This window comes from Psychrobacter sp. ASPA161_9 (genome assembly GCF_051970275.1).
GTDB lineage: Bacteria > Pseudomonadota > Gammaproteobacteria > Pseudomonadales > Moraxellaceae > Psychrobacter.
In genome coordinates this window covers 1-16,584 of the sequence record NZ_JBEFNI010000007.1, presented here as the reverse complement: position 1 = coordinate 16,584, position 16,584 = coordinate 1, and the positions used below count along the sequence as shown (strand labels likewise).

13 protein-coding genes and 1 riboswitch are annotated in these 16,584 nt (G+C 42.2%); of the genes, 7 read left to right on the top strand and 6 right to left on the bottom strand.

The features are described from left to right. Positions 1-3: 3 nt before the first annotated feature. From ACTQ9S_RS09070 to argH, 4 genes are all read right to left on the bottom strand, one after another. Positions 4-1,338 (bottom strand): purine-cytosine permease family protein, encoded by a 1,335-nt coding sequence (locus tag ACTQ9S_RS09070; protein WP_440454747.1) that lies wholly within the window; start codon positions 1,336-1,338, stop codon positions 4-6. A 593-nt stretch (positions 1,339-1,931) separates the two neighbouring features. After that, on the bottom strand, positions 1,932-3,869 hold the full coding sequence (gene thiC / locus ACTQ9S_RS09065) for a phosphomethylpyrimidine synthase ThiC (protein WP_440454746.1): 1,938 nt from the start codon (positions 3,867-3,869) through the stop codon (positions 1,932-1,934). A 246-nt stretch (positions 3,870-4,115) separates the two neighbouring features. Beyond that, positions 4,116-4,260: riboswitch (TPP riboswitch) on the bottom strand. A gap of 90 nt (positions 4,261-4,350) precedes the next feature. Further along, a complete protein-coding gene (locus ACTQ9S_RS09060) occupies positions 4,351-4,641 on the bottom strand; it encodes an oxidative damage protection protein (RefSeq protein ID WP_068033730.1) in 291 nt (96 codons plus the stop codon). Positions 4,642-4,878: 237 nt separating this feature from the next. After that, positions 4,879-6,252 (bottom strand): argininosuccinate lyase, encoded by a 1,374-nt coding sequence (argH, locus tag ACTQ9S_RS09055; RefSeq protein ID WP_350657198.1) that lies wholly within the window; start codon positions 6,250-6,252, stop codon positions 4,879-4,881. A 236-nt stretch (positions 6,253-6,488) separates the two neighbouring features. Here argH and ACTQ9S_RS09050 point away from each other — a divergent pair, with 236 nt between their 5' ends. The 6 genes from ACTQ9S_RS09050 to ACTQ9S_RS09025 all read left to right on the top strand — a co-directional run bounded on the left by ACTQ9S_RS09050 (position 6,489) and on the right by ACTQ9S_RS09025 (position 12,773). Further along, positions 6,489-7,535 carry a histidine kinase gene (locus ACTQ9S_RS09050; protein WP_350657192.1) on the top strand — a complete coding sequence of 349 codons (1,047 nt, stop codon included), beginning with the start codon at positions 6,489-6,491 and terminating at the stop codon, positions 7,533-7,535. A 426-nt stretch (positions 7,536-7,961) separates the two neighbouring features. After that, the gene (locus ACTQ9S_RS09045) at positions 7,962-8,699 is read left to right on the top strand and encodes a LytR/AlgR family response regulator transcription factor (protein WP_068033736.1); all 738 of its coding nucleotides are present in this window, start codon (positions 7,962-7,964) and stop codon (positions 8,697-8,699) included. A gap of 275 nt (positions 8,700-8,974) precedes the next feature. Then, positions 8,975-9,994: a hydroxymethylbilane synthase gene (gene hemC, locus ACTQ9S_RS09040; RefSeq protein ID WP_350657546.1), complete on the top strand. Its 1,020-nt coding sequence runs from the start codon at positions 8,975-8,977 to the stop codon at positions 9,992-9,994. A 136-nt stretch (positions 9,995-10,130) separates the two neighbouring features. Beyond that, on the top strand, positions 10,131-11,075 hold the full coding sequence (locus tag ACTQ9S_RS09035) for a uroporphyrinogen-III synthase (protein ID WP_350657547.1): 945 nt from the start codon (positions 10,131-10,133) through the stop codon (positions 11,073-11,075). A 94-nt stretch (positions 11,076-11,169) separates the two neighbouring features. Beyond that, entirely contained in the window at positions 11,170-12,210 is a 1,041-nt protein-coding gene (locus ACTQ9S_RS09030; protein WP_440454745.1) for a hypothetical protein, read from the top strand. Positions 12,211-12,281: 71 nt separating this feature from the next. Then, positions 12,282-12,773: an acyl-CoA thioesterase gene (locus tag ACTQ9S_RS09025; protein WP_350657549.1), complete on the top strand. Its 492-nt coding sequence runs from the start codon at positions 12,282-12,284 to the stop codon at positions 12,771-12,773. 156 nt (positions 12,774-12,929) lie between these two features. On the opposite strand, the gene ribBA is transcribed toward ACTQ9S_RS09025, so the two are convergent. Both ribBA and ACTQ9S_RS09015 read right to left on the bottom strand, forming a co-directional pair. Then, complete coding sequence (ribBA, locus tag ACTQ9S_RS09020) at positions 12,930-14,042, bottom strand: bifunctional 3,4-dihydroxy-2-butanone-4-phosphate synthase/GTP cyclohydrolase II (protein ID WP_068033744.1); 1,113 nt, start codon at positions 14,040-14,042, stop codon at positions 12,930-12,932. A 282-nt stretch (positions 14,043-14,324) separates the two neighbouring features. Further along, positions 14,325-15,614: a replication-associated recombination protein A gene (locus ACTQ9S_RS09015; RefSeq protein ID WP_440454744.1), complete on the bottom strand. Its 1,290-nt coding sequence runs from the start codon at positions 15,612-15,614 to the stop codon at positions 14,325-14,327. Positions 15,615-16,006: 392 nt separating this feature from the next. Here ACTQ9S_RS09015 and ACTQ9S_RS09010 point away from each other — a divergent pair, with 392 nt between their 5' ends. Further along, positions 16,007-16,540, top strand: coding sequence for a type IV secretion protein Rhs (locus ACTQ9S_RS09010; protein ID WP_440454743.1), 534 nt, complete (start codon positions 16,007-16,009; stop codon positions 16,538-16,540). The last annotated feature ends 44 nt before the right edge of the window (positions 16,541-16,584 follow it).

Sequence of the window (16,584 nt, the reverse complement as noted above, 5' to 3'; positions counted from 1 at the left end):
CGGTTACTCGCTGGTTGAGTTGATAGCAGTGCTAGAGCGAGTAAATAAAGTAGCTCCTAGCCAGTAAAGGGCACCAGTGATTATAAATACTGGTAATGAAGCGCCGAAAGCGGGTGGAGAAATTATTGCCCAATAAGCAGCGAGAGTAGCACCAATCAAGTAAGCACCGATAGCAATCTTTGCAGTAGGACGCCCTAATTGACGCTTAGAATCAAGAAGCTTAGCTGTATAACCCTCTTGACCAACCAAGTAATAATCAACAATCATCACTGAAAATGCTGGAATGAAGAGCGCGCCTACTAATAATAAGAAGTTTTGAAACTGATCTAAAATACCCGGAATTAGTGCGCCCAAAATAGTGACAACACCAATGATTAATGCAGGTTTCCAAAAGCTCATATTAGGCGCTATATTCATACATGACAATGTAGCACTGTAAACCGCCATAACGTTAGTTGTCATGACTGAGAAGAAAATGACTAATGCAGCTGGTAAACCAAAGCCAAACTCTGCAAGCAAGCGCGTAGGATCGTAAGTCTGTTCCATACCATTTAGTATTGAAAGACCTGAAATCATAGCACCTAACCCCATAGCTACAATAGCTGCTAAGATGTAACCGAAATAGGTGGCCCAGATGGCAACTCGTGAGGTCTTACAGTTACGGTTATAATCCGCTGCTGAAGACATCCAAGAAAATGCAGTGGCAATGACAATATCAAAGGCAATACCTAAAGTAATGCCATTGCGAGATTCAACTGGCATCTCAAAGAGTGCTGAGACATCGTAATGCTGGTAAAGCTGATAGAGTACTATAACCGTGAGTCCGGCCATTGCTAGTGCTGCCCAGCGTTCGACAAGTTCAATTCCGAGATGACCACGTAGCACAATCAGTACCACGACGGTCTCACACAGAATAACAAACAGTGGTAAGTTGCTATATCCTGTAGTCACTTCAATAGCATAGTTGAGACTCATGCCTGCGAGCAGAGCTTGAATACAGCTCCAAGCAATCAGTACACACATATTTACTAGTGAGATCAGTTGACTACCAAGGGGGCCATAAGCTCTTCGAGTCAATGCCATTGATGGTAGACCAGTGCGTTGGCCCATAAGCCCAACTAAGAGCAGTGGAATTGCACCAATCAACGAGCCAATCAGTACCGTTGTTATAGCGGTGCTAAATCGTAAATCAGGTACCAATAACATACCAGTTAGAATAGTAGTGACGACTATGTTGGCACCGAACCATAGAGCGAACGTACCAAGCGAACCTAAACTGTGTCCCGCGTTATTTGGCGATAGTGTGTCTTGTCCAAAAAATGAAAATGGTTTGCTCATTACGGTCTTCCTTAACCGAATTATATTAATACCAGCGAATCAAATGCACTGGTAACGATAAAACTATCCATGTATATACCGTGTTGGGAAAATAGCATTTCTAATCGTATTTGTAGTAAATGTAATCAAATAAAAGTTTACTTATTTTCACGATACATAATTAAGAGTAATCAGACCATGCTAAATTTTAGAAGTAAACTTCTGTTATTTCGTAGTGAGTCCATCTAGTTACTTATAATTAGAAGTTATATTTTAAAAATACAATATTAAAATATAAGAAGAACTTAAGAGTAGTGAATGTCTTACATAATTTTATGAATGATCTAGATATACAGTAAGAATAATAAGGCATGACTATGACTGTAGCTTGATTCAGACGTAAAAAAAGCTTGAACCTAACAATTAGGTTCAAGCTTTTTATTTTAACTAGATTTTAGTAAATGAAGAGCTACACGTCTTTATACAACTGACGGCCTTCACTATGATGTTTTTCGATCATCTCTGCCATACCTTTACGTACTTCCTCGGCCTTGCCCAACAAGCTCAGTTTCTACTTCTTCAATCAGATGACCAGCATTGGTTAAGTCGCCCGTTTAAGGCGTTACCTTCGTATTAGCAGCATCTTTATTCAGACCAGCCGCATACTCACGTACATTCTGAGTGATTTTCATTGAGCAAAACTTAGGACCACACATTGAGCAAAAGTGAGCAGTCTTATGCGCATCTTTTGGTAACGTTTCATCATGAAATTCACGCGCCGTATCCGGATCAAGTGCTAGATTAAACTGATCATCCCAGCGGAACTCAAAGCGTGCTTTTGATAAGGCATTATCACGTGCCTGTGCACCTGGATGACCTTTGGCAAGATCGGCAGCGTGAGCGGCAATCTTATAAGTGATGATGCCGTCTTTGACATCCTTTTTATTGGGCAGACCCAAATGCTCTTTTGGCGTGACATAACAAAGCATGGCGGTGCCGAACCAGCCAATCATCGCTGCTCCGATGGCACTGGTGATATGGTCATAACCCGGTGCAATATCTGTCGTTAAAGGCCCTAACGTATAAAATGGCGCGTCCGCACACAGCTCAAGCTGCAAATCCATATTTTCTTTAATACGGTTCATCGCGACGTGACCCGGTCCTTCAACCATGACCTGCACATCATGCTCCCATGCCACTTTGGTCAGCTCACCTAACGTTTTAAGTTCACTGAATTGCGCTTCATCATTGGCATCTTGTAAGCAACCAGGACGCAGACCATCACCCAAACTAAAGGCGACATCATAGGCTTTCATAATCTCACAAATATCTTCAAAGTGAGTGTACAAAAAGCTTTCTTGTTGGTGCGCCATGCACCACTGCGCCATGATTGAGCCACCACGTGACACAATGCCTGTAAGGCGTCCGGCAGTCATCGGTACATAATCGAGCAGTACACCTGCATGAATAGTGAAATAATCCACGCCTTGCTCTGCTTGTTCAATCAAGGTGTCGCGGAATATCTCCCATGTTAAATCTTCAGCGACGCCATCGACTTTTTCTAGCGCTTGATAAATAGGGACCGTACCAATCGGCACTGGTGAGTTACGAATTAGCCATTCGCGGGTTTCATGAATATGATTGCCGGTCGATAAATCCATAATGTTGTCTGCGCCCCAACGTGTTGCCCACGTCATTTTTGACACTTCTTCGTCAATAGAGGAGCCGAGTGCTGAGTTACCGATATTGGCGTTAATTTTTACTAGGAAATTACGTCCGATAATCATCGGCTCAGACTCAGGATGATTGATGTTATTAGGGATAATTGCGCGTCCAGCGGCCACTTCACTACGCACGAACTCAGGCGTGATAACCGTCGGCGTATTAGCACCGAAGCTCTCACCATCATGTTGACGCATATCGGTCAACTCGTGCTGCTTTTGCGTCTCACGAATGGCGATATATTCCATTTCAGGGGTGATAATGCCGCGACGAGCATAGTACATTTGAGTGACATTTTTGCCTAGTTTTGCACGGCGAGGTTTATCAATGTGGGCAAATCGTAAGTTGGCAGTGCTGATATCACGGGCGCGCGTTTGTCCATACTGACTTGATAGACCTTTTAACTGCTCGGTATCTCCGCGCTCGTTTATCCAGCCTTCACGTAATTTTGGCAATCCTTTGGTGAGGTCAATCTCAACATTGGGATCAGTATAAACACCTGATGTGTCATAGACATAAAACGGTGGGTTTTGCTCCCATTCGTTCTCAGAAATGCCTTGCACAGGGGTTGGATCAAGCGTTATTTCGCGCATCGGTACTTGAATATCGGGTCTTGAGCCTTCGATATAAATTTTACGGGAGGCGGGCAAGATACGGTGTAAGTCGCGGGCATCTTCTTCAAAGCGCGCGTCTGTTTGATGGCGATGGGCAGGTGTTTTTAGGGCATCTGCTTTTTTATCCGCTTTGCTGTCAGTCGCGTTGAGCGAAGCATTAGCTGGGATATGGGTTTGAGCAGCTTTTGTGTTCGAGGTAATGTCTGAGATAGTCATATGCTGTCCTAGCGTGTTGGTTTTTGAATAAAATCAACACCGCCAGTAGCTGCGGGGTAAGCATTAGTTATCCATGCGATATCAATTTAAATAAAATGATTACTCTACTAAACTTAAAGCTAGTAAATTATTTTAGAAATTGGTAGACGCAGCTTCGTATCATTCGTCATTATATAGCGCTTGGCAAGCGACAAAAAATAGTGACGATAATAAAAAGGCATTTCTGCACGCCCTTTGCACATATATAACCATTGCTTAAGACTTCCCTGCGTCGGTACTAACCGCATCAGGTTCGGCGGGTGATCTCTCAGCGAATGTATAAAGGCGATTACTTTAATAAAGTAAGTTTAGTAAAGCGAGCCTTTAATACACCGCACCCCGAGTCTGTCAGTGTTGTGAATCAACTTTATACTAGCAAACTTCTATGGCGAATTATAGTCATTTACCAAGTTTAATAGTATCAGGTTCAAAAGTGTAAATCTTAAGCCTCTGGTGTCCAACCTTGCGCACGCTCATAGTCTTCATTATCCAAAAACTTATCACGCTGTTCGGTTAAGAATTTTTTGGCTGCAGGATCCATCATGCTTAAATGGTTCTCATTAATAAGCATCGTCTGATGTTCAAGCCATTCTTTCCACGCTTTGTCAGATACCGTTTCTTGTAGCTCTTGACCTTTTTTATTAGGAAAAGGCGGATGCGGCATTTTTGGCAATTCTTGCTGATATTTACGGCAAAAAACTGTATTGGCTTGTGGGTTAAAACTCTCAGTCATGAGGCGCTCCTTATTAAGTAAGCTATTAATTTATTAAGTCAAATATCGATATCAACCTATGATAACGGTCTTGGTCGATTTAGCAAAGGCTATCAAGTATATAGAAGGTAACCGTAAATCTGCTTAATAGCAATTTTGCCAACAATATGACAAATAAAAAACACCCGCCCTAAGTAGTGAATGTTAGGAGCGAGTGTTAAATATACAATATTAAGGCGGTTTTTTTAAACCAGGCGTTTAAGCAAACACTTTTAAGCGTGCACGACCATTAACGACAGCTTGCTTAACTTGATTGGGTGCAGTGCCACCTAAATGATCACGAGCTGCTAATGAACCTTCTAATGTTAAAAAGTCAAACACATCATCACCAATAGCCTCACTAAACTGCTGTAGTTGGGCAAGTGACAAATCACTCAAATCAACACCCTCTTTAATACCTAGAGCAACGGCATTACCGACCACTTCATGCGCATCACGGAATGCCACACCTTGGCGTACGAGATAATCTGCTAAATCGGTCGCAGTCGCATAACCTTTCATGGTGGCAGCACGCATGTTTTCTTTGTTTGGCGTAATATTTGGCAACATATCAGCGAACGCCAAAAGCGAACCAGTTAAGGTATCAACACAATCGAATAGAGGCTCTTTGTCTTCTTGGTTGTCTTTATTATAGGCAAGCGGCTGACTTTTCATAAGGCTCAATAAGGTCATCAACTGACCAAATACGCGTGCTGCCTTACCGCGTACCAGCTCTGGCACATCAGGGTTTTTCTTTTGCGGCATAATAGATGAACCGGTACAAAAACGATCTGGTATCTGTACGAAGTTAAACTGCGCTGACATCCACAGAATAATCTCTTCGCTCATGCGTGACATATGCATCATTAAAATAGAAGCAGCTGAAGTAAACTCGATAGCAAAATCACGGTCAGAAACTGCATCTAGCGAATTCTGGCAAATACCTTCGAAACCTAGAAATTCAGCCGTAATCGTACGATCGATTGGGAAGGTCGTACCAGCAAGGGCGGCGCTACCAAGTGGCATCTGATTGATACGGCGGCGTGCATCAACTAGACGTTCAGTATCACGATATAACATCTCAAACCATGCCATTACATGATGACCAAAGCTGACAGGCTGTGCGGTTTGCAAATGGGTAAAGCCTGGCATAATGGTATCGGTATGTTGTTCAGCCAAGTCAAGTAGGCCGCTTTGCAGGCGTACCAATAAGGCAATGATATTGTCAGTTTCTTCACGCAACCATAAACGAATATCAGTTGCGACCTGATCATTACGGCTACGTCCAGTATGCAGCTTTTTACCCACTGCACCGACGATATCGGTTAAGCGCGACTCAACGTTCATGTGCACGTCTTCAAGCGCAATCGACCATTTAAACTCGCCTGCTTCAATCTCGACAAGCACCTGCTTTAGACCGTCGATAATTGTTGCAACCTCGTCAGCCGTCAGAATGTCACATTCTTTGAGCATAGTAGCGTGAGCGATTGAGCCTTCGATATCATGTCGCGCAAAGCGTTGGTCAAAGCCAACCGAAGCGGTAAAGGCTGCAACGAAGCTATCGGTCGCCTCACTAAAGCGTCCACCCCACATTTGTTGCCCCTGTGCATTGTGGGCGGGGCTGTCAGCTTGATTAGGGGTAGCGGCATTTGTCTGTGTGGCCGCTGCATTTGTGCTAAAATCAAGTGAATTTGAATTTTTATCTTGCTTGGGATTACTAGGATTTGAAGAGTTGGCGTTCATATTGGTCTAAGACAAGTCAGGAAAATAAGAGCTCAAGTATAGCAAAGGATGAGGTTGCCTTGCTAGCTGAGCGCTTAGAGTTTTTTATGCCTAGGCTTACAGAAATGATGAAACCATGGCAATGGATGCTCTATATCTTCTTTTGGGCGCTGTTTGTTACGTCGATTGATCGTCATGATCTGGCTACTTGGCCTCAATTTTTTGTTAAATTTTTAAGCCGAATTGTTCAGTATACTTTGAGCATTATTCCCTCTCTATATTTGATAGATTATCTGCGACCTATTTTTAAACGTGCCAATCCTATCAACGTTAGCATGAAGGTTTTGCTCCTATTTACCATTACCTCTGCTGTGTCTGCAATGCTAGTCATGCTGGTAAAGATCAATACTGGCTGGCTGGTTTATGAGCGTAAAGCCTTTGTATTAAACGTACTATTCAATATTGTGATTACGGTCGGTTTTACTTTAGTATTTATGTTGTACTTTATTAGACGTTACCGTGAGTTGATCGCACTCAAGCAGTCATTTGAGCACAAACTTACTGCCCAAAATGACTTAATGAAGGCACGTATTGCCCCACATTTTTTCTTTAATACCGTCAATATTTTAGTATCACTTATCGAATCTAACCCTCCACAGGCTGCTGAACTTTTACAACATGTATCGGCACTCTTTCGAGCCACTTTTAATGGCGCGCGCGAAATTAGCTTTGAAGAAGAAGTTGCCCTTTGTGAGCATTACTTAGCGATTGAATCGAGTCGTTTGAGCGATAAGCTGGTTGTAAATTGGAATCTTCCTGACGATGACGTCATGTATGATATGGTAATTACTGCGTTAACTTTACAAAGCGTTCTTGAAAAAATGCTGCTTAATGTCGTTGAGATGACAACTGAAACTATTTTTATCGATATTACTGTAACATGGCAACAGCATCGCGTTACTATCACTGTGACTGTCCAACTGCCCAGTAAAACCTTAATGGTTGTTCATGACTTACGTCGCCATGTGAACTTTTATATCCAAGCTGAACGTCTCAGAGCCTATTTTGATCAAAGTGCTAACATACAAAGTGATGTCACCAACGAGCGCATTGTGACCGTGATTAATTACCCTCTACATGATGTAGGATTATAGTTTTTCTCAACACAAAACTTAAATCGACCATTTATTCTACCTTTCATTCAAATATCGCTACCGTTAATTCAAACATGGCATATTTATTGCTGCATATCTTGTATAACGCTATTTTAGAGACTTAGTCACTCGTATGCACTTAGGTTGATTGATTGGTAGCTACAGGGTTTGAATCAAAAACCATATGAATATCATCATCAAGCTGTCTGTTTTAATAACATATAGATGACAAACGCTCTCCAAAACTCATGCAGGTTTTATAGCTTGTTTGAAGTAAGATAATTACGAATTATCGGTGTCTAACTAATTAATCATAGAGTTATGAAATAATTATTTTTATGTATGCTGGGCTACTGCGAATTTATACAAATATAATATCAAGAGTAGTTAAAAATATATTTATTATGCTGTAAAAGAGGAATCTATATGCGAATCGTAGTTTGTGATGATGAACCACTTGCTCGTGAGCGTTTGGTTAGAATCGTGCAAGAATCAGGGTACGAGGTGGTCGCCCAAGCAACGACTGGTGCTGAGGCCATCACTGCAGTAAAAATACAGCAGCCTGATATAATATTGCTCGATATACGAATGCCAGAAATGGATGGGGTACGCTGTGCACAAGCACTTAATGAGCTTGAGCATCCGCCAGCTATCATTTTTGTTACAGCCTACGACCATTATGCCATTGCAGCGTTTAAAGCCAATGCGATAGGCTATTTACTCAAGCCTGCAAATAAAGATGAATTGTTAGAGGCGTTGAGTCAAGCAAAGAACCTGAATGCCGCACAATTGAATGAGATTCGTAAACTTGAAGACCCGACTGCTCGTCCTGTGCGTGAACATATTGCAGCGCGTACACATCGTGGCGTCGAGCTGATTAAACTCAAAGATATCTACTACTTTACTGCTGACCAAAAGTACGTCAAAGTCCGTCATAAAGAAGGCACAGTACTCATAGATGAGACTTTAAAAGAGCTTGAGCAAGAATTTGAGAGCCGACTGTTTCGGGTCCATCGTAATGCCATCATTAATCTAAGCTTTTTGGATTACTTAGAAACCATAGATTCTGGGCAATATCAAGTACGCTTTAAAGGTCTTGATGAGACTTTAGCGGTTAGTCGTCGACATCTACCAGCGCTACGAGAAAAGATTCAAAGTATGTAACCATGGTTCCTTATTGCCATTGGTTCTTATTATAGAAATGACTCAGAGATAGGTGTCTTCAACGACATATTCTAGAAGCTAACGCCTTTATAAATAGCTAGTAACAACCAAAATATCTCGACCATATCTTCGTACCCTTATTTATGCTTAAATAGGGGTATTTTTTTGCGTCAGATAAAAGTTTTTGCACCTATTAAAAGCTTGTAAATAATAAATTTTCTGACGCATCAAACATAGTATTAACAATATAGCACTTAATAATCTTGAGGCCTATCATGAGTACCACGCAGCCATCTGCTTTACATACCTTAAATATCGCCACACGTCAAAGCCCGCTTGCCTTATGGCAAGCAGAGCATATCCGTGATCGATTGCTGGAATTGTATCCAGAGATGACTATCAATTTACTAAAAATCATCACTAAAGGTGACAAGATTTTAGACACCCCACTAGCAAAAATAGGCGGTAAAGGCTTATTTGTTAAAGAGCTTGAGCAAGCATTATATGATGGGCAGGCAGATATTGCTGTGCATTCACTAAAAGATGTCCCTATGCAGTTGCCTGAAGGTTTAACACTTGGCGTTTATTGCAAACGTGCAGCGCCAACGGATGCATTTGTTTCTAATACTTATAATAGTATTGATGAATTACCACAAGGCGCGGTCGTTGGTACCGCAAGTTTACGCCGTCAATGTCAAATCAAAGCCTATCGTCCAGATCTACAAATCAAGACCTTGCGCGGTAACGTGGGTACACGTTTAGGCAAACTTGATGCAGGCGACTACGATGCCATTATTTTGGCAACCAGTGGCCTACAGCGCATCGAGCTTGATGAGCGTATTCGTGGTGAGTTAGCGATCGATACCTGCCTACCAGCTGTTGGTCAAGGGGCATTAGCAATTGAATGCCGTGAAGATGATGCAAATGTATTGGCACTGCTTGCCCCGCTTAACGATGATAAGGCGCGCATTCGCTTAATCGCTGAGCGTGCTTTAAATCGTCATTTAGAAGGTGGTTGCCAAGTTCCGATTGCTGCTTATGCGGTATTGCATGCTGATAACGTTAAAGAAATCACTACCGATTATGATAACGATGATAGCGGTCATAACTTATGGCTACGTGGCCGAGTCGGACAAGCAGATGGTAGTGAATTGCTAAAGGCTGAAAAGCGTATTGCATTGACTGGAACGCAAGCAGAGAAAGAAGCACAGGCCAATCAATTAGGTATCGATGTCGCCAAGATGCTACTGGCTGACGGTGCTGGTGCTATCTTGGCAGCAATTTACCATTCTTAATCATACTTAACCATAAATATCGACATAAACAATGAGTAGTATTTTACGCCGCTAATACAGATAACACTAAGTCGAATAGGTGTGCACTCGTAGTAGCGGTATCTCATTACACAACCTTTTGAGCAGTGGTAGGTCTATGTCTCGTGCATTGTTGTCTCAGTCAATTGGTGATTTATCATTACCGCCAGCAGTCGTCATCAATACTCGTCCGCTAGAGCGTGCAGCACCCTTAACAGAGCATTTGCAAGCTGCAGGTTTGACTGTGGTTGATATGCCGATGTTGACGCTACAGCCGCGCGCGGTAAATGATACAGATATCGAGTTGATGCGTGATTGGTTAGCAGGCAATTATGAAGCACTTGTTATCGTCAGTCCTACTGCGGCAGCGTCAGGATTGGCAGTATGGCAAGCTCTTGAAGAAGCAAACAAACCATATGATAATGGCGCATTGTCAGAGTCAAACATGCTTAGGACTAATAAAGCACCAAGTCATTTGATTGCAGTAGGTGAAGCGACAGCTTCTGTCTTACAAGACCCCCAATTGCCATTTAACTATCCAGTATTACAACCGACTATTGCCAATAACGAAGGTATGCTAGCCATGCCGGAGATTGAGCATCTACAAGCGGGCGATAAACTCCTGATTTGGCGTGGACTGGGTGGTCGACGATTATTGGTCGATACGCTAAAGGCGCGCGGGGTGCATATTGATAGTATTGCTTGGTATGAGCGTATTTTACCTACCGATGCAAGTACAAATTATAAGCAATGGCTTGAGCAGTTTATTAAGCAAAATACAGTACAATCGCAGCAGTCTAATCAGTCACAAGCATCTAAGCCTATCGTTGTCATCAGTAGTGGCACTGCATTTGAACACTGGTCAAGCGTAGTCCAGCAAACGCAGTCAGATTCAAATTTTGCTCTAGAACATACAGTGTTACCAGTATTATCAGATTTTAATTATGTCGTATTGGGTGAGCGCTTAGCTGATATGGTAGCAGCTGAGCAACTAAGCTATTGGCGAGTAGAAGACTTATCTCCTGCGACTATTTTGGCAGCGATTGTGCAGAATGTTCTTTAAGCAGAATTGTCTGTAAATAGAGAGTAAAACGACAAACCTACCTTATTTGCTCATTTTTAAGTGTCATTAAAACTACCAATAACGGTGCTGTCTTATGTCAACCGAATTTAAAACTTCTACAGCTGATACATTATCTGTAAATCAGCAGCGTCGGCAGGCGAATATCTTGTTATTACGTTTGCAATGGTTGTTTATCTTATTATTAGTCATTGCCTTAGTTTGGCTATATGTTGCTCAGCAACGTTTTCAAAACCAAATCAATGAACGTCTGCAAAGTAATGAGCATGTAGTCAGCCGTCTAAATGAGATGGACGACCGTTTATTTTCAATCAGTCAACAGAGCCTACCAGAGCCAAATACAGCCGTCAGTAATCAAGCTCAAAATCAGCTCAATTTATTGCGTATTCAAATGCAGGTAGCAGACAGACTACTCGCTGATAATAATTATAAGGCATCAATTGAATTGCTACGTGGTTTACTATGGCAACTGTCACAAGATAATAATGAGATATCGCCAGCGTTGACGATTGTCATTAAAGAAAGCTTGACCAAAGATATTGAGCGTTTACAAGCGCAAAGCTCACAGCCTAGTCCATGGCAATTACAAAACTTGGCCATTCAAAACATTCAAGATTTTTTGCACAGTTACGATCGCAAAATTAGTCGTAATGATATTAGTTATCCTGATAGTAACCGCAATGATAATACAAAGACATCTTCTGATACTACTACTGGTTCAGCGCGTACGGCTACTAACAAAGTACATAATAATAGTGCTCCATTAAACCGTCAGCAGTTAACTATTCATGAAGTCATCATGACTCTGAATCTAGCTATTCAAGCCAGCAATATGCGTGAGCAAGATCAGCTGATTGTATGTTTAAGCCAAGCGCGTGAGCAGTTACAGACGTTGGTTAAAAACACTTCCAGTACTCAGAAAAATAATGCTAGTAAAACAGCACAGTCCTCTGCTACAGACACCGACCAAATTAATAAAGGTCAACAAAGTCCAACGGCTACGGAAGCGCCAGAGAACATCACAGAGGTAATTGTTTGGCTTGATAAACTGATTGTTGATGCGCCCAAGCCTAAGCCTTTATTGACTACTCAGATTTTGGATAAGCCTAAGCGTTAAGTTGTATTAGATTGATAGATGCTGGGGTGTTTTAGATACTGATATATTAAAAATACAGATTAAGGTGGTTTATGAACAACGCTAGTCATGAAATAAGATTAACAGCTGACATACCAGACGATAGCTATCCTGCTGAATTGGCAAATTATCCAGTAATACATACTCAGCCCATACATTGGGGTGAGATGGATGCCTTTAATCATTTAAATAATGTGGTGTTTTATCGTTATGCTGAGTCAGCGCGCATCGCTTATTTGCAGACCCTAGGTATGTTTGATGGCAGTATGGTCACTGTGCTGGCCCAGTCTAGCTGTCAATATTTACGTCCAGTCGTATACCCTGATACTCTATTACTGGGCGTGCGCTGTCAACGCTTGGGCACGACTAGTATCGTCATAGAATATAGTTATTATAGCTGTGCGCAGCAAGCCGTAGTCGCTACTGCTGAGGCAGTGATAGTACGACTAGAGAGTGATGGCAAAACTAAGTTGCCATGGACAATCGAGGAGCGTGCACGTTTGTTAGTGCTTGAACAAAAAGTAGCTCACACCCCTAAGTTATAATATGCGTCATTGAGCTGAAGCTAAACGATAAAAGAGTTAAATAATAAAAAGGCACGCTAATCTGATTAGCGTGCCTTTTTTGAATAATCTTTTTGAGCGATTTTTTAATTGTTTATCACAATGGTTTTAGCAAATTAACTTAAGCTAGTTAGTCGTTTAATCTTGCTTTGGTGCATGAATAAAATCGATGACATTTAGCTCAAAGCCTGATAGCGCATAGAACTTCATTGGCGATGATAAAAGGCGCATATCGCGTACACCGAGGTGGCGTAAAATCTGCGCGCCAACGCCAATACTGCGATAAGGCTGCTGGGCGATAGTTGAGAGCGACTGGTTTTCAGAGGCTTTATCTAACGCATCTCCCAAGTCGATTGGTTGATGGCTACCAATCCAAACCAAGACACCACGTTCTGAAGCACTGATTTCTTCTAGAGCTGATTGTACGCTCCAACCACTGCGCCCTGTGGTATCGTTTTTAGCCGCAAATAAATCACGTAATGGATGGAAGCCATGAACACGTACAGTACTAACGCCTTCGCTAACATCGCCTTTTACCAAGGCTATATGAGTCTCATCAGCACCAAACTCACGGAAACGATGCAGAGTGAAAGTACCATATTCAGTCTCAAACGGATGCGATTCAATCTCTTCTACCGTTTGCTCATTAGCGATGCGATAGTTGATAAGGTCAGCAATGGTGCCGATTTTGATATCGTGTTCTTTGGCGAATATCTCAAGGTCATCACGGCGCGCCATCGTACCATCAGCATTGATAATCTCTACAATAACGGCTGCAGGCTCAAGTCCTGCTAGGCGTGCCAAATCACAGCCAGCTTCGGTATGTCCAGCACGGTGTAATACGCCACCATTTTGTGCCATGATTGGGAAGATATGGCCAGGTTGGACGATGTCTTCAGGCTTTGCTGCTGATGAGACTGCTGCTTGGATAGTACGTGCACGATCTGCCGCAGAAATACCAGTAGTAACGCCTTCAGCAGCTTCGATAGAAACGGTAAAGTTGGTGCTGAATTTTGCTTCGTTACGATCTGACATCAGTGGCAATGCAAGCTGTTGGCAACGCGCTTGTGACAAGGTTAAGCATACCAAACCGCGGGCATGGGTAATCATAAAGTTAATGTCTTCAGGACGGACATGCGTGGCCGCCATGATGATATCACCTTCGTTTTCGCGATCTTCATCATCCATCAAAATGACCATTTTACCGGCGCGAATGTCTTCAATAATTTCAGGAATCGTATTTAAACTCATAAGAAGTCTCAATGATTTATTATTTATAGAAATGTAGGGGTATAAAATTTTATCAGCCTATTGTAGCAGATAGGCTAAAGGGCTGTAATTGTCGTTAGTTGTTGACAGTCATTGGTTAAGATTTAATGACCATCTAAACGGCATATTTTAAAGGTTTTTTTGCCATGGCGTACGGTTTCATCGTTAGACCAGAGTGTTTAATTAGTTAATTATTGCTATTTAGCGCTAGCCATTTAAATAAAATAATCTGAAGCATAACAAGGGATGTAACGAAAGCTTTCTTTAGTCATTACTTGCCGCTTGGCTTTTAAGCCAGTCCATAAACTGTTTACTATGTTGTTCGCGTTGGTTATCTGCAAACTCATAAAAACGTGTACCCACCAGATTATCAGGCAAATAAGTCTGCGGATAATAATGATTAGGGTAGTTGTGCGGATAAGCATAGCCTTTGCCATAACCTTGTTCACGCATAAGTTTAGTCACCCCATTACGGAGATGGAGCGGTACAGGTGAGGCGTCTTTTTCTGCCAGCGCCATCGCAGCATTGATAGCATTGTAGGTGCTATTGCTCTTAGCACTAGTCGCCAGATAAACCACGACTTGCCCTAGGATGATTCGCGCTTCCGGCATACCGATTGATTGCACACTGCGTAAGGCAGCATCGGCAAGTAATAAGGCATTAGGATTGGCATTACCAATATCTTCACTGGCCAAAATGACTAAGCGCCGAGCAATAAAGTCAGCAGGCTCACCGCCAACTAGCATCCGCGCCATCCAGTACAAAGCGGCATCAGGATCGGAGCCGCGTACGGACTTTATCAGCGCTGAGACAATATCATAATGCTGCTCGCCATCTTTATCGTAGCGCACTAATGCTGTTTGAGCGACTCGGCCAACCAGCTCATCATTAATAATAATCGGCGACTGCTTTGAATCAGCGGTTTGTACTGCAAGCTCTAACAGGTTTAATGCTTTACGTGCATCGCCATGCGCTAACTGGCTAATAAAATCCTGTGCTTGCAAGTCAATAGATAGCGATTTTAATACCGTGTCTGCCGTAATAGCACGCGTTAGTACGGTCGCGATTTGCTCTGCGATGAGTGGTTCTAAGCGATATACTTGGCAGCGTGAGAGTAGGGCATTATTAACACTAAATGAAGGGTTTTCTGTAGTGGCCCCAATCAAGGTAATATCACCGGATTCGACAGCGCCCAATAATGCATCTTGTTGTGCTTTATTAAAGCGATGAATCTCATCGATAAAAACCACTGGTGACTCAAAGCTTAATGAGTCCTTGCTATCTAACACCTCACGTAACTGCTTTACGCCAGTATTAAGTGCTGAGAGTGCATGAAAAGGTCGCCCAACTGCATCAGCTAATAGCATGGCAATAGTAGTTTTACCAATACCTGCCTCCCCATGCAAGATAATCGAAGGCAGATGATTCTGTTCGACCAAGCGCCGTAGAGGTGCACCTTCCGCTAATAAGTGCGCTTGACCGATGATATCGTCAAGGGAGTCGGGGCGCATGCGCTGGGCAAGTGGCGTATCAGCATGAAAGTTAGGGGCCATAAGACTCTCTATGTTTTTGTATTGAACCTCATATAAATCGGCTACGGTAGCAACTGTGCTTACTGTACGATATGAGTTATCTATGCACAGCTCTTCTTTACATCACAAAATAGTAACCATGATAGTAATATCGAAATTATATGAAATCAGACAAATAATAATCTAAGTTAATTTTTTAGTAGTAATTATCATTAATTTTTTAATAAATACTATTAAAAAGTCACTGATAATTAAAGCAAAGGTTAGGGCACTTTTGGCTCAAAAAAGCCATACAAGTGTACAACTTCTGTCCTTTGCACTTTTATTTCATGGTCATAAGCTTTATTTATAGCCTATTAATCCATCTATTAGCTGACAGTGCTAAACATTAACCATGGAGATATTCATCGCCTATGACACATTCCGTAAAGCAGTTATTGAGTCAAAGCCTGCGTTTATCAAGTCGTTTTGCCAAGCAATCACGTAAGCTTAGTGCGGGCGAGATCATGTTAGCGCGTTCAGTCTTTGGTGATGGTATCGAGCTTGAGGCAGTGCGGTTAAAAACGGCCTGGTGGGTACTCAAAAATTACGCAGTCAGCCCTAATGGAAATATATATTTTCATCCGGAGGACTGGATAGCAGACTTTAGCAACGCCACTCTTAGTAAGCAAAGCTGGCTAATTCATGAGCTTACTCACGTTTGGCAATTGCAGCAAGGTTTAAAAGTTATTCGCGGCGCCCTTGTTGATCGTCGCTATGATTATGACTTAGAGCTGGGTAAGTCATTCTTTAAATACGGTATTGAGCAGCAAGCACGCATAGTGCAGGATTATTTCATCCGCCATCAGCTTGGTCAAGATTGTCAAGATCTAGAAGCCTGTATTCCTTTTTTGACGGTAGGCTCTAACGCGGAGACTAAGCGTACTAATAAACCATTCACAGTTTAACCTTCAACTAAGGTCTCATAACCGCTATTATAAAATATAAGTAA

What these genes read in the sequence shown, in the direction of transcription:
- hemC (WP_350657546.1), top strand. Translation starts at nt 8,975, where the DNA reads ATGAGTACCACGCAGCCATCTGCTTTACATACCTTAAATATCGCCACA.
- ACTQ9S_RS09015 (WP_440454744.1), bottom strand. Translation starts at nt 15,614, where the DNA reads ATGGCCCCTAACTTTCATGCTGATACGCCACTTGCCCAGCGCATGCGC.
- ACTQ9S_RS09010 (WP_440454743.1), top strand. Translation starts at nt 16,007, where the DNA reads ATGACACATTCCGTAAAGCAGTTATTGAGTCAAAGCCTGCGTTTATCA.
- ACTQ9S_RS09050 (WP_350657192.1), top strand. Translation starts at nt 6,489, where the DNA reads ATGCCTAGGCTTACAGAAATGATGAAACCATGGCAATGGATGCTCTAT.
- ribBA (WP_068033744.1), bottom strand. Translation starts at nt 14,042, where the DNA reads ATGAGTTTAAATACGATTCCTGAAATTATTGAAGACATTCGCGCCGGT.
- ACTQ9S_RS09025 (WP_350657549.1), top strand. Translation starts at nt 12,282, where the DNA reads ATGAACAACGCTAGTCATGAAATAAGATTAACAGCTGACATACCAGAC.
- ACTQ9S_RS09035 (WP_350657547.1), top strand. Translation starts at nt 10,131, where the DNA reads ATGTCTCGTGCATTGTTGTCTCAGTCAATTGGTGATTTATCATTACCG.
- ACTQ9S_RS09030 (WP_440454745.1), top strand. Translation starts at nt 11,170, where the DNA reads ATGTCAACCGAATTTAAAACTTCTACAGCTGATACATTATCTGTAAAT.
- thiC (WP_440454746.1), bottom strand. Translation starts at nt 3,869, where the DNA reads ATGACTATCTCAGACATTACCTCGAACACAAAAGCTGCTCAAACCCAT.
- ACTQ9S_RS09045 (WP_068033736.1), top strand. Translation starts at nt 7,962, where the DNA reads ATGCGAATCGTAGTTTGTGATGATGAACCACTTGCTCGTGAGCGTTTG.
- ACTQ9S_RS09070 (WP_440454747.1), bottom strand. Translation starts at nt 1,338, where the DNA reads ATGAGCAAACCATTTTCATTTTTTGGACAAGACACACTATCGCCAAAT.
- argH (WP_350657198.1), bottom strand. Translation starts at nt 6,252, where the DNA reads ATGTGGGGTGGACGCTTTAGTGAGGCGACCGATAGCTTCGTTGCAGCC.
- ACTQ9S_RS09060 (WP_068033730.1), bottom strand. Translation starts at nt 4,641, where the DNA reads ATGACTGAGAGTTTTAACCCACAAGCCAATACAGTTTTTTGCCGTAAA.